The sequence below is a fragment of the Bradyrhizobium sp. B124 genome (genome assembly GCF_038967635.1).
In the GTDB taxonomy this organism is placed as follows: domain Bacteria; phylum Pseudomonadota; class Alphaproteobacteria; order Rhizobiales; family Xanthobacteraceae; genus Bradyrhizobium.
The window spans coordinates 7,730,551-7,743,845 of the sequence record NZ_CP152413.1; the positions used below are offsets into that span (position 1 = coordinate 7,730,551).

12 protein-coding genes and 1 pseudogene are annotated in these 13,295 nt (G+C 58.3%); 3 read left to right on the forward strand and 10 right to left on the reverse strand.

Going from position 1 to position 13,295, the window contains the following annotated elements; translation table 11 throughout:
* Positions 1-23 precede the first annotated feature (23 nt).
* Positions 24-462: pseudogene (locus AAFG13_RS36610) on the forward strand (ketosteroid isomerase).
* 224 nt (positions 463-686) lie between these two features.
* Here AAFG13_RS36610 and AAFG13_RS36615 read toward each other — a convergent pair.
* A complete protein-coding gene (locus tag AAFG13_RS36615; RefSeq protein ID WP_342709896.1) occupies positions 687-1,292 on the reverse strand; it encodes an SH3 domain-containing protein in 606 nt (201 codons plus the stop codon).
* 88 nt (positions 1,293-1,380) lie between these two features.
* Positions 1,381-2,340 (reverse strand): hypothetical protein, encoded by a 960-nt coding sequence (locus AAFG13_RS36620; protein ID WP_342709897.1) that lies wholly within the window; start codon positions 2,338-2,340, stop codon positions 1,381-1,383.
* A 1,264-nt stretch (positions 2,341-3,604) separates the two neighbouring features.
* Between AAFG13_RS36620 and AAFG13_RS36625 the strand changes: the two genes are divergently transcribed.
* Positions 3,605-4,501, forward strand: a complete 897-nt coding sequence (locus AAFG13_RS36625) for a S1/P1 nuclease (protein ID WP_342709898.1) — start codon at positions 3,605-3,607, stop codon at positions 4,499-4,501.
* Between the two features lie 642 nt (positions 4,502-5,143).
* Here the strand turns inward: AAFG13_RS36625 and AAFG13_RS36630 are convergent.
* From AAFG13_RS36630 to AAFG13_RS36665, 8 genes are all read right to left on the reverse strand, one after another.
* A complete protein-coding gene (locus AAFG13_RS36630; protein WP_342709899.1) occupies positions 5,144-7,501 on the reverse strand; it encodes a S8 family peptidase in 2,358 nt (785 codons plus the stop codon).
* Between the two features lie 91 nt (positions 7,502-7,592).
* Positions 7,593-8,660, reverse strand: a complete 1,068-nt coding sequence (locus AAFG13_RS36635) for an ATP-binding protein (protein WP_342709900.1) — start codon at positions 8,658-8,660, stop codon at positions 7,593-7,595.
* Between the two features lie 922 nt (positions 8,661-9,582).
* Complete coding sequence (locus AAFG13_RS36640; protein WP_342709901.1) at positions 9,583-10,455, reverse strand: ThiF family adenylyltransferase; 873 nt, start codon at positions 10,453-10,455, stop codon at positions 9,583-9,585.
* Positions 10,448-10,966, reverse strand: coding sequence for a hypothetical protein (locus tag AAFG13_RS36645; protein WP_342709902.1), 519 nt, complete (start codon positions 10,964-10,966; stop codon positions 10,448-10,450). The genes AAFG13_RS36640 and AAFG13_RS36645 overlap by 8 nt, the downstream gene beginning before the upstream one ends.
* Positions 10,963-11,370, reverse strand: coding sequence for a hypothetical protein (locus tag AAFG13_RS36650; protein WP_342709903.1), 408 nt, complete (start codon positions 11,368-11,370; stop codon positions 10,963-10,965). The genes AAFG13_RS36645 and AAFG13_RS36650 overlap by 4 nt, the downstream gene beginning before the upstream one ends.
* Positions 11,370-11,618: a hypothetical protein gene (locus AAFG13_RS36655; RefSeq protein ID WP_342709904.1), complete on the reverse strand. Its 249-nt coding sequence runs from the start codon at positions 11,616-11,618 to the stop codon at positions 11,370-11,372. Before AAFG13_RS36655 ends, AAFG13_RS36650 begins: the two co-directional genes overlap by 1 nt.
* Before the next feature lie 99 nt (positions 11,619-11,717).
* The gene (locus tag AAFG13_RS36660; protein WP_342709906.1) at positions 11,718-12,416 is read right to left on the reverse strand and encodes a hypothetical protein; all 699 of its coding nucleotides are present in this window, start codon (positions 12,414-12,416) and stop codon (positions 11,718-11,720) included.
* Positions 12,413-12,781: a helix-turn-helix transcriptional regulator gene (locus AAFG13_RS36665; RefSeq protein WP_342709907.1), complete on the reverse strand. Its 369-nt coding sequence runs from the start codon at positions 12,779-12,781 to the stop codon at positions 12,413-12,415. Before AAFG13_RS36665 ends, AAFG13_RS36660 begins: the two co-directional genes overlap by 4 nt.
* A 269-nt stretch (positions 12,782-13,050) precedes the next feature.
* On the opposite strand from AAFG13_RS36665, the gene AAFG13_RS36670 reads away from it, so the two are divergent.
* Positions 13,051-13,293 carry an ArdC-like ssDNA-binding domain-containing protein gene (locus tag AAFG13_RS36670; protein ID WP_342709908.1) on the forward strand — a complete coding sequence of 81 codons (243 nt, stop codon included), beginning with the start codon at positions 13,051-13,053 and terminating at the stop codon, positions 13,291-13,293.
* The last annotated feature ends 2 nt before the right edge of the window (positions 13,294-13,295 follow it).

The window sequence follows — 13,295 nt, forward strand, 5'->3', positions numbered from 1 at the left end:
CGCTGACCTCGGGAATGAGTCAAATGACGGAGCATTGCTACTGGCGTTTTTCGCGTACGTTGCTGCGCGCGATGAACGACCGACACGTTCAGGATGTTGAGGCTTTCATTGACGATAACGTCGATTGGGCAATTTATGGTCAGTCGATATGTTTCCGTTTCTCGGTACGCGTCATGGCAAGAAAGCCGTGCTCGATGTGATCCATGAATTCGCACCTCCGGGTCCGTCGCTTTGATCGCGAGATGACCACCTTCGGTGCGCCTTTGTCTGGCGCCGCGAAATGCCGATACGCCGATTGCGTGTCGCGCAGCGCAATTCACCTACTTCAAGGACGGTCGACTCGTTAAAATGCACGTCCTCCTCGACACCTTCGATCTGGTCGAGCAAGCGCTCGGGCGCCCAGTTCGTCTTCTCAGAAAAATTGGCGGATGGTCCGATCACCAATCGCCTGCAACCAGCTGAAACACGGCCAATGGGTAGCGGACTTGCAATTGTTCGGCGGCGTCACCGCCAATGTCGGTCGGAAGCGTCTTCAAAGAGCATTGTCGAGACGATAGAGGGCGTAAGTCATGAAATGGGTAAATCTCGACGAAGCGTCCTTTGTCTGCGGCGCAACCAAATCGCATTTGAGGTGCTAGTCGAGCACCCCCGAACGTTCCCCCGCTATTCCACGGGCCAAGAAGTGATTACCTGGCGGGGCGCACTCGAAGAAGGCTGCGGCTAATCCAACCGACGATTGGCATCTCGTTGCCATAGTCGTAGACCTCAACCCTCACCCAGTCGCGCTTCGTTTCTAGCACCCTTACCAACTGATCCGGATAAACGATCCTCATCGTGCGCTCGTTTCCGTTCGGGCCAGATCTGAGTAAGGTTCGGCCGTGGAGATATCGAATGGAGCGATCCGCTTCGACTTCCTTTTTTGTGCGCTCCTGGTGGACCCGCAAGAGGGCAGCGATATCCTCTGATGTAGCGCCTTCCCGAGCAGATTTCGCGCTCTCCCGTGAAACAGCCAAACTTTCCCTGGAGATTTCAAGACTCTTTAGTGCGATCGGTATTCCCACCAACGCAATTACGCAACTCAGCACGCCGATCAAGTTTGCAATGCCTTGGCCCTTCAAGGAGTTTAAGGCCCCGGAAGCGCGAACGCTTTCGTCCACGCGCGCAAGCACTTCCGCCACGAGTTCATCTGATGGTTCGTCTGCGTCGAACGCGCGTATGCCGTCCAAAACTGCACTGAATACCGGCGCGTCGTTTCTGCCGCCTTGGTCATATCGCGCGAGCACATCGGCCACCGCGCCTCGACCCGCCAACCCGTCGACGCCCGCTGTCGCTGTCGCGTAGAACCCGGGTCGCAAAAGATTTATCGCTTCTGTGGCATTCTCAAGCCCGCCTACTTGACCGGCGCCTATCGACGATGCAGCAGCGAGGGTTGCGGCCGAAAGGCCAAGGTCGAACAATCGGTTCAGGTTTCGAGGCCACGCAGCGAAGTCCGGCGGCAGACTGAGAGAGGGACCTCTCGCGAACTCTGAGAGTTGCCGAAGCTGATTGACGACTGAAGCGGGGTCTCGCATGCGCAGACAGTCCGTCGCGGATGCTGGAATATGCTTTATTAACGGCGGCGAACTCGCGTGCAAAATTTGAGAGGTCTACTCCGCGAATTTGCTCGAGGGCGGCTTGAACGGCCGAGCCATGATTCTTTAGCTGATGATACGCAGCCTGAATCGCCGGACCCTTGCGCTGCAACTCTTCCCACGCGCCCTGAATGGTTGAGCCGTGCTCCTTTAGCTGATCGAACGCAGCTTGAATCGCCGGTCCCTGGCGTTGCCATTCTTGCCAGGCGCTTGCCCCATGAAGCGGGTCAAGGTTACTGCTGATCGCGGAAACCGCGCTGCCTGGCGGCTGGAATCCGCTAGCTCGTATAGCGGCCTTTTCCACTGCGTTCTTTACTTGATCTCGTCGAGCCGCTCGGTTAGCGCCACGCAAGCGCAGGTAGTTGAGCAGTCGGTCACTGCCGCCATTGTCGAATTCGGGTGTCGTTTCGGCTTCAGCACTCGTTCCCGCGAGGTTCAGTATGGCGACCGCAATTGTGTCCAATTCGGTATCTGTCAGGCAGCCGACGGCCTCAGCGCTCGGCCCTTCACCAGTTGCCAATCTGGTGAAATCGGTCAAGAGCATCCGAACAAAAGCTCTTCCGTCGGCCCAAGGCCTGCTTTGGTCCTCGCTATCAAACCAATCGTAGAATGCGGCTGTTCGAGCACTGACGAGAATCGGTCCGAGAGATGGGGCATGTACCTGGTAGGGCGCGTCGAACTGACTGAGGTCCATCTGGTTCACTGCCAAGTTGGTCGATCAATAAAGTATTGTACGATAGCCTGAAGGTCGTGTTCCAAGTCCGTCTGGCGCAGGTGCTGTGGATCGCGTTATTTTCGGCGGCTAGGTGCCGCTTCGAAGCGGCACCACTTTCTATCGGAGGGTTTTAGCGAGAATTGCCGTGATCGCAGCTTCTACTTTATCGGCAGTCAGTTCGCTCAGCTTCATTTTTGCCACAGTTCCCGATCGTCCGCCTCGGTCAGGGCGTGACCGCCGGGCACGCCATTCCCACGGTGTGGATGCCGGGCCGACGGGCCGATTTCGACATGTCGGGAAGATAAGTATCCCGAGCCGGTTTGACGAATCGAACTGGCGATGCTTCGATTGAAGCTGCCTATTCGTGCTACCGCCGAATCAGGCGACGACGGCCCCGGTACCGGCCCCCCACGGCCTCCAGAGGTGCTGGGGCCTTCGTTTTCTTGCCCCATAGAGTGAAGTCACTTCCAGCTTGCGAGATCTTGTGCTGCGCGCATTGTCTCCGGCATCCTCTGGGTTGAAACCAAGTCGGGGATATCGCCGTAGAAAGCATCGCGTCGTGCTGATATGAAACGCTTACCGCCGCCAGCTGAGGGGCCCCTTTCCGGATGTCACAAAGCTGTAAAGTAGCTTTGCCATACGCTTTGGTGTAGCTGCCGCCTACTTCGGTTAAGAGGCATTTCAAGTGGCTAAGGGGCCGTCGATTGGTGCGACCGGCGGCCCCACTACTTCAGGACCCGCGAGAACTCCGGCTGCACCGTTAGGCGGTATGCAATGAACTTGTCGCCGCTGAAGCGTTCAAGTGGGGTATCGCAAACAGGGCAGCGATATTCACCCTTGGTCCCGGGCTTAGATATCAGTTCGATGCGCCGGAATCCGGCACCGCAGCTAGGGCACGTCACGTCGCTTTTCCGCATCAGATCACCCCGGCAGAACTCCTCGGAGGTGGTGCCGCGCGGAATGCACTGGCCCCGATGCGGCGCTCTTCCCCGAAGACCTTGAGTTTGAGATTCTACAACCGAATTGAAGATTTCAAATAGGAGTACGGCCCACCGAGATTGTTCGTTTCGTACATTATGCCTGGTTATCTGCGCTCGAAATGACCTGATCGACCAGCCCATCCGGCAGGGTGCTGATTGACATTCACGCAATCTCTGCGAGAGTTAGACTGCTTCATCAAAATCTGTGAGTGCCTCTTAGGGTCTGTGAGCATTTCCAATCTTCATTGGTTCTACCAACAATTTTGAGGGAGTTAGTTATGATGCGAGTGACGACGAGGTTGGCGATCCTCGCCTGGGGTGCAGTTTTCAGCTGTTCGAACATAAGCGGCGCGCTCGCTTGGGGCGACGAAGGCCATGAGGTGGTAGCTCTGGTGGCGCAGTCCTTTCTCGATGGGGATGTGCGCAAACGCGTGAATGCCCTTCTGGCCGCCGATACCGATCCGCTCACCGCCCATGACATTGCGTCGGCAGCAACATGGGCGGACAAGTACCGGGATGCGAATGTGAACAATTCACGCGAGCGGACGCGGCAGTGGCACTTTGTCGATATTGAGATCACCGCTCCGAATTTCGACGAAGCCTGTTTCAATCATCCGCCCGTGCCGAATAGCACGCCCGCTTCTGATGGAACGGAGACCGATTGCGTGGTCGACAAGATTCAGCAGTTTGCGGCGGAGCTCGCCAATCCCGCGACAGATATCGAGGAGCAGGTCGCCGCGCTCAAATTCTTGCTTCACTTCGTCGGCGACGTGCACCAGCCGCTGCACAGCTCTGACGACCACGATCGCGGCGGCAACGCCAAGCGGGTTTCGGCAACCGGACTTAGCGCCGGCAATCTTCACCATTTCTGGGACACCGAGTTTGTAGACCAGCTGGGCCCCGATTCTCGAACCATCGCCTCCGATCTCATCGGCCACATCACGAAGGAACAGCAAACGCTGTGGCAAGCGGGAAAACCTGATGACTGGGCCAAGGAAGCATCTGCTCTGTCAAAGGATGACGCGTATGGCCAGCTTCCGGCTCCTAACGCGCATGGAAGCTTTCGGTTGACAGAGGACTACGTGACGACGGCAACAAATGACGTTGCAATTCAGCTGAGCAGGGCGGGCGTACGGTTGGCGATGATCCTGAACCAGGCACTGCGAAAACCATAGAAGCGCCTACCGATGGGCGACCACTTGCGTGAACAGCCGACCTAAGTGATGACCTTGTCCAGGAAATCTTTCTAGCTTGTGCCCAGTGTCCTGAATCCCGCATCCCGATTGGGGTTTATCCAGAGCTGCGCTCCGCGCCCGATCGTACGAGGATGGGCGGTCGTCACTAAAATTGCCGGGCACGATTTCCGGGCGGGTCATGCGCATTGAGTTCTGCTGCATCGCAGTCAGTGACCTGCTGCTGCTACATCACCATGTCGTCGATGAGCCCGAAGCGGCGCGGACAAAGATTAGGCGAGCTAATCGCGTAGGCACTTCACCTCGAGGTCCGTAGTCGGTCGTTGATTGCATCGCCTAGGTCAGAGGATGGCTGCGCCGCCCCTTGGAACGCGAGTATGCGAGCGGTCCCTGCTTCACACGCAAGCCGATCGGTGGCCTTGTGCGCGTCCGCCGCACGCTCACGCCTTGGCCCGGACGCCTCCTTAGATGCTTTCTCGCGATCTGCTGCTCATGGCGTCATGAGCTTGGTGCGTGCCGGCTGGCAAAATCGTCAATTCGTTGAGGATTGAGTACGCAGCTGACTACCGTACCACCGGGTGTGCAGTTTCCGAACGTGTCATCGAAACATCCGCCCGTTGTGGCTCAGCGGGTTCGCGGACGAACGCGAACGGGCGGAGTAATTCTGGCTCGGGCTTGGCTGTAGACTTCAGCGACGCTCGCCATGGTCACGGTAATGGCGAGGCCGAATGGAACCAACTCGTCAATCGCGGCACCGCGATCAGGCTCACGCTGAACAACAAACTCGACTGCAGAATTTCCGACTAAGGCGGGCGCTTTGTTCCCCTCCCATCTTCGAGACATTATGGTGCCGCGACTTGCCTGATTGGTATCGGGCTGTGATTTCGCAGGTAATACCCGAAATTGGTTGATATCTTCGGACGTAGATAACGACAGCCTCACAGAACGATATGATTGCCTTCCGGGCTGTACAGGGGTGAACCAAGCAAGGGTCGCGCTTACAGAGTGCGGAAGAGCCTGTCCGCTCATGCAAGCTGGCAACGGAACGACGATGGAGCGCCGGGTCTCTGGGGCAAGCGATCCGACAGCCCAGAACGTCGCTCTATCGGAAGCGCAATAAATGGCATCGTCCGAGTTTACGATACCATAGCCTAAGAACCGGCGGATATTATCTCGCTGTCGAACATGCTGCTTAGGATTGGATGGGCCAAGCACGCTTTTTATGAGGTCTGCACTATCCATTGGCCAGGCTGCAGTATGAACGAGCAAGGCTTTGAGGATGACTGCCCGTTGATGATGAGATAGCGCAAGAAATTGTTCGCCGTATTCTGTTTCCAGTGCGTCATGAATTCGGTGTGCGGTTCGAGAAGCCAGCGCTGCGGCAGCACTTGTGCCGCTGGTATAATGCTCCATGCTAGCGGCCCCGGCTCGCGGCGGTGCTGCCACTTTGAGGCCATGTGGTCGAGCCGGTCCTGCCGGTCGGACACTTAGTCCTGCTCCACTAGCTACCATGGTCAAATGCTCACGAGAGCCCGGCATCAGAATGTCAGGCTTAACGCTGTTCGCGAACCCCGGACCTAAGCTGCTAGATGGATTGGCAGTTACCATCGGGTGGTACGGGTCGACGCGGCCTCGTGCGGCCCGGCGTTGCGCGTCGCTAACGGCATCGATGTTCGCTGCGCCAACGGTGATTCCATTGACCGTTTCGGAAGGTGAGAGTAGCCGCCGCGATGCAACGAACTGAGATAGCGCCTCAAGGGTGAGTTTTGCGCGATCGGGCTGTGACGTGGCTTCGTAATTGGCCATCGTGGCAATCGAAGCGATATCGAACTGCTGCGTATGGTTGCCGGCGCTCACGCAGAATAAAATCCCGTAGCTGTGCGACAGTCTGTCGATAAGTCGCGCCCATGGCGAAAGGCGGCCCTGAAATGGCTTTCGTACATTTCCGAGCGAGAGGTTCACTATCAGGACGGACGGAGCAGTTGGGTCGACGTCTCGACGCATTGCCGTTACGGCCTGATAGATCAAATCAACGACTAGCCGATCCTGAGGAAACTGATCGGCTTCACCGAGCACCGGCACGCAATGAACACGGCGTCCCAAGGGTGTTTCAACGACGTTCCGGTCGCCATGCACAACTAGCGAAGACATTGCTGTGCCATGAGTTCTTTCTTCCACGACCGCAAGCGGTTCAAGATTGAACTGGTCGTCGACACTCAGTCGGCCGCGAAGCAGCGGATGCTCTGAGACAGGAACCCCGTCCAAGATAGCTAGGATTGGCTCTCCGTTACCAGGTGGCGGCGGAATGCTGGCTGCTTGTTCGACAGCGTCATCTACTTGGACTGGCAGCGCGACGCTCTGTGGCCGAATATGCATCACCGCATCCAGGCCACTCATTCCGGTTGGAGAGCGCTCCGCAATCTGTCGGATCGCCGCCACTGGTAGACGCGCAAGAATCGCATGATAAGCGATGTCGGGGATGCGGCACCTTGAAACAAGGACACCGCCTGCCGCAGCAATCTCGCCGAGTACAGCCCGTTCAGTGCTTGCGGCCAACTCTTCTGACGCGCGGAAAACCAACTCAATCTCGATGACGAGAGATTGATCATCTCTCATCAATTCGATCTCATCGGCTAGAATTTCGCGATCGCCCTCTTGGACACGATCGCTCGGTCCCCAAACTCTGATTTCTCGAAGGGTTGCAAAAACATCGCGCCACGGAGCAAATCCGGTTCCAAGCTCCTGTCCAGTGGTCCATCGCTTCCAAAGAGAGAGGATGTTGTGTAACGCCGCTGTATCAGGCACGAGCAGATACGCTTCCGGAGACTTGTCTTTTTCGTCGCCCTCAAGCTCTTCTTCGTCAATCAGTTCGAGGCCAGGCACCCTTCGAATTGCGGTCGCAAAGTTTGCGATGGCGCCTCGAACCTCGAATACCAATAGTCGTTCCGGTGCTAACGCGGATGGATCGGTACGCAGTGTCAATCCAGATGGGTCTCTGGCTAATACCTGCTCCAGCCGCCGAAAATGGCGACCGAACGCAGCGTTCTGAGCGGTCGGAGAATAGTGGGCGGGCCTAGGGATGTTCTGTTGTCTGCCTGTCGGCCTTGCTTCCTGGTTGCCCGGCTGTAGCCGCAGCAGCGGCTTCGTTGGATCGCCCACCATAAATGTTCTCTGGCTTTACCCGTGATGACCAATTTTCGAATTCGGAAGAAAGCGCAGAGTTTATCGAGACCTCCCCCAAACCCAAGATTTGCCGGCGCCTGACATTCTGGAGGAAGTCCAGAACCTCGGCGTATGAGGTCGCTTCAATTTTTTGCGCGAGTTCGTTTGCTGTCAGCATTGGCTGCTCCGGCCAGCCGGCAACGACGCGTTCAATAAAGCGAGCGATTTCCGCTATTTGCGGCGCTGGGAATGAGAGTTTCAACTGAAAGCGACGCCAGACGGCCCGATCAAGCAATTCAGCATGATTGGTTGCCGCGATCGTAACGACGTAGCTTGGAAGCTTATCAATCTGCATCAACAAGAACGAAACGACGCGCTTGATTTCCCCGGTCTCATGATCATCCCCGCGTTCTTTGCCAATCGCATCGAACTCATCGAAAAATAGGACGCATGGTTGAGTGCGCGCGTAGTCGAAGAGCGCGCGAAGGCGCGCGTTCGTTTCGCCCAAATAGCTCCCGACCAGTGCGTCGTAGCGAACGACAAAGAACGGTAAGGCGAGGCCTTCAGCAATCGCTTCCGCAAAGGAGGTCTTGCCGTTTCCGGGGGGGCCAGATAGCAGAATTCGATGCCGCGGCTCGTATCCATTGGCTCGAAGTACGTCCGCACGAACGTGTTCTTCGATCAATTGAAGTCCTTCGGCTCTCGCCGGAAGCGGCAATACCAAGTCGCCAATGGTAATGCGCGCCGTGACTTCCAAAATCGTATCGCGGCCGCTTGCGTGAGCGGATCGCTGAGATGTGACCAAACTTGGTGGCGTGACCGCGACCGCCTGCAACGCCCGTTCGAGCCTGTCCGCGACCGCGTGATGGCTCTTGGCGCGTTCATCGGCCACAAGCGCTTCCACCGTTGAGCGCAGCATGGGCCTGTCACCGGCGGCGCCGGCTCGCACAAGTGAGATGAGAAGGTCGCTCTTGGCCATAATCGACAACCTATACGGATATTCTCGTGTCGCGACACTGCTACGAAAGGCGCTTCCCTGTGAACAACACGGCGCCGACCAGCGTTCCGATTAAGTTGGTTCGGCCGCAAAGCACCCCTGATCATCTTAAACCCGGATTAAGATATTGAAAATGGCCGGAAAAAATGCCCCCGACCACCCGTTTTCCGCTGTCTAGGATCAAAAGCTTGAGGCGGGCGGGGCGCCCGGCTACCCCGGCCCTCGGTTCGGAACCTCATTGTCAAAGCTAAGCGGCACTTCCTGCTTGATTTGAGGGGCGCAGCGGCAACGCAATTAGGGGTTCTGGTTTGGAATGAAGGACCGCCGCCGGTGGGCAGGCCGGGCCTCATTCGGAAGCCGAGGTTGAACAAATGCCAGGCCGGACAGGCGTCCTGGTCTTTCACGCTTGGGCTCTGGCGGCCCTGACAAAGGGACTAAAAAGGAAAAACAGTCGGTCCTTTAGGATCAGGGGTTGATCGACGGGCCCCATTTGACCAGCAGCCAGAAGCACCTGCCGGCGCCCTGGCTGACTTTCGGCAGTCAGGCTCAGGCAGCGATCCGGACAATCCGAAACCGGGGAGCCTTTTCCGGGGTGTAAGCTATCAAAACGGCCCAGCGCTACCAGTCCAGCGCAAGTCCTTGATTTCCCGGACCTGGCGAATCGAAGTTTCGACACGAGCCATGTCTTTAAGGGCGCTCAATCAATTGGGATCAACTGCGGCCGCCGTAAGGCGCAGAGGCTCTTTTTCGTATTCAGCGGACCCAAGGTCGCGCACGCGGTGCTCAGTAGCTGCAGCCGACATTGAGATGACCACCGCGGAGGTTGGATCCCGGAGCCGTCTCCGGCATTCCGAATCCGGTTACGATTTCGCGCAGGTTGCGGGCAATCGAGCCCTCGGTCTAACTAGTGTTTCCGTTGGCGCAGGTGCGGCATCCTCAGAAAGCGCTCGACGTCGGCATCGTCCGGCTTGCCCCGGATGCTATGGCAATAGTAGCAATCCGGCTTCGGCTTCCCGGTCGTCAGTTTGGGAACGTGGCCGTAATAGTTGATCAGTCGCTGCGGCGGCCTCATGCCCGTGACCGCGCACATGAACTCGCCAGCCGCCAGGGCCGCGACGACTCCGTTGATCGGGGAAACCGAAGGGCCCGCTTCCCGCAGAGCATCCTGAGGAATCCCGTAGATTGCGGCTCGACCCGCCTTCTCCGATTCAGTGCTTAGGTAATCCTGGACGTCCCGCGCCTCGAGGGCGTCAAGACAGTGCAGGCAGCCTCCGCCGTCCCAAGCGACGCATATGCGCCCGCCGTACACGCCGGGCTCCGGCACGTCCGAAGCGAGATCAACATAAGGTTTGGCATAGGCCGCGCACAGCTCGTTGAGAATCGAGCGGGGCCCGTCTTCATCGAAGCAGCCGAATACCCAATCTGCCTGCTTCACCGCCGCGAATGCTTCTTCGCTCACGAGGCTCGCTTGCACAGGCGTCACGGCGACCCTCGGGTCGATCTCGCGCACGAGGCGCGCTGCAATCGTTACCTTCGGGCTACCGGGGACTGGATCATCATGCTTTGCTCCCACAAAGCGGTTGCGATTCGTTTCGTCCAGCTCTTCGTCGTCGACGGGCGTCATGCTTCCGATGCCGAGCAGGGCAAGGTGCTGGACTAAGGGGCTGCCAAGCCCGCCAACGCCGATGATCGTCACATTCGTCTTACGGAGCTTGCGCTGACCTTCCTCGCCGAAGAGCCGGATATTGCGGTCGTAGCGCTTAGGCAGTTCACTCACCCCAGCCTCCCAACGAAAAATTAGTGGGCCGCAAGATGCGATCCCCCGCCAGAATTCCATCCAACGGGCGCGGGACATTTGGGCCATCGAGCCACAGCAGGGCATCGAATCCCGATGCGGCGACCACAACGGCGAGATAGGGCCGCTTCTTAAGACGCCACCACATGTGCGGGACGGTTTCCTTGAGGCCTAGACGATCGGCATAGGAAAAGCCTGCTGGCCAGGGACCGGGATGGGAATGAAGCTCAATAAGCGAAGCATCCAGATCATGCGCTCTCTTGATCAGGGCCGCGCGCGTCGCGTCGGTCATTTCCAGATAGTCGTCCTTCTGGACGACGAAATCGCCGGGACCGAGCTTTTTCATTTCCGCGACCTCGAAGACCATTTGCGCGTCGCCTTGGCGGGCGCGGGCAAACAGGAAGGCCGCCTGCTCCTGCTCGTTGTCCTGCGGGAGAAGATGGGCCAAGAGCTCATCGTGCATGCCGCCTTGTACCTCCAGGAATGCTTTCATGCCCCCTCCTTAAAACGCACCACGAAGCTGCGGACCCAGGCAAGCAGGTTCGATCCCTTGCCGACCTCACCGCTTGCGGCCCAATTGTCGACCGACCAGGAAAAATGCAGCCACTCCCCGGAGAAGGGCGGCGCGGCGGGCGGCGCTCCGGTGTTGTTCGGCGCGGTCCCGTCGAAGTTCAGTCCGGCGGGCGTGAGAAATCCATAGGGAGCGTCGCCGGGATAATTGCCTTTGACCAAGAAGCAAACGGGCAACTCGCCGATCGCCGTATCGCCGATACGCCACCCATCAGGCAGCGCATAATGGGGAATCCTGAACCAGTCTTCCCCATTTGCCTCGGCATGCTCGGCGCCGGAAAAGTGGCGAAGGAGCAATGCCAGTTCGTCCTTGATGCGGGCACGCATCAGCCGCGCTTCCAGCGGTGCTTTTTGCCGAAACCGTGACCCGGCTTGATCTCGATCACCTCGTTCGGCGCGAGCGTGCGCTCCACGTTGTGCTGATCGACTTCGATCACGCCCTGCGAGATGTCCCAGCCGCCCAGTTCGGCAATCTGCTCGGTCGTGATCGTGTCCTGGTCCCAGGGGAAGTCGTCCCCCTCGATGTTCAGGATGTATTTTGGCTTCTCGCCCGCCTTCGCTTCTGTCTGACTCATCGTTCCGTTCTCCATGTTCATTTCCGGCTGAGAGCTCGATAACGGATCGGGACTGTCCGCCAACGTTAGCTTATATAGCTAACACATTCGGCAAAAAAATCAAAGTGTCTGCTGGGCGCTTTTGCCACCCGGGAACATGTCGCTGAGCCGGATGCGAGCGACGGCCGGATTTACATCAAAAATTTCAGCCATTTCACGGGCGGCGCGCTCCCGTTGATCTTCCTTCAGCGCGGGGAGGCCGAGACCCCCGACCTGTTCGCAAAACGGGGCGGCGGCCTTCATCACGAGGCCGCCGGGCATCAGAAGCCCGCCGATCGCACGATTCGCCTGGAATTCCCACCAGCGCCCGTCATAGCGCGCTTTATGCGGCGTGCCGTGGACGTCGCGGCACAGAATCTCGGGCCTGTCATGGCCGTCATCGAACAGCTTGCCCGGCTTTTCCCCGAGAGCGAACAGATGGGTGTGGAGGAGGCCGTGTCCGGCTTCGTGGGCGAGGGTGGTGCGGATGCGCCGCTCTGAAACACTGCCGCCCTCGTCGTCCAGCGCCGTCGTGATGACGATCGCGGTGACGCCGGCGGCGCCAAACGCGGTGTAGCCAAGCACGCCGTCCGGAAGCGCTTCGTAATGCGGAGAGACCTTGAAGTGTTTTTCGACGAACCGGTCGATTCGGATCGCTTCAGGGGAGTCGGGCATCAACCCGGCGGCCTTCAGCGCATTGCCACAAATGCGGTCGATTTCGGACGGCTTGTAAAAAGGCTGGCTCGTAAAAGGGCCGCGATTTGTCCGGTAGGTCCTCACTTCTTCGATCCCCCCTTCGGAGCCGACTTGCCGTCTTTGACGAAGCGGAGAATTTCCTCAGGAGTCGGTTTCTTTTCAAGGAGGGTCCTAAACGCAAAGGCGTAGCTTGGGTCCCGCTCCGTCATGCGCTTAAGTTCATCGAGCGGAGCGCGCGGGTCGTGCTGCCTCAATTCGGCAGCGTCCAGCTTCAGTAGCTTCGCCATCTGCTCCAGCATCGGGTCGGACGGAAAGCGCCGCCCGTGCTCGACATCGGAGATGAACGGGGGCGAACAGTCGAGTTTTTTTGCGAATTCGCGAAGGGAGAGATCGAACTCTTCCCGACGCTCACGGATCTTTTGGCCAAGTGTTTTCACGGCTGTAAGCATACTCAGCGAACGCTCCAGCCGTCAAGGAATGTCGGGAATGCCCGGCCGCAAGCGACCTCCTCACGCAAGGCCGGCAGGACAACTTGCAGCTGTTTTCTTTTTCGTTTGTTTTTGGGGCCTACGGCCTCCCTGCCGTCAAGGCTAAGCCCCGCGGGCGGAAAAACGACGGCCGTGTCGTCGCTGCGCGCCAGCCCCCACTCGTTGGCGCGGGCCTCGTCCGGTTGCATCGCAACCGCTTTTGAGACTAGGAGAAAAGCGAATGAAAGTAGATGTTTAAGCGCATCGCCAGCCGCATCGTGGCTGAACTCGAGCAGGGTGTCAGGCCTTGGCCCAAGCCGTGGAATGCAGAGCACGCACAGGACGAATCACGCGGCCCCTGCGGTTTAACGGCCCCGCCGTGGCACATCGCCGCTATGCGCAATCGTGACCTTATCTCAGGCACCTTCTTGGCACTGACCGCGGTCGGCCTCGTTCTTCTCTGTTCGAGCTTGCTCGCCTTCGCCTTTACCTAAAG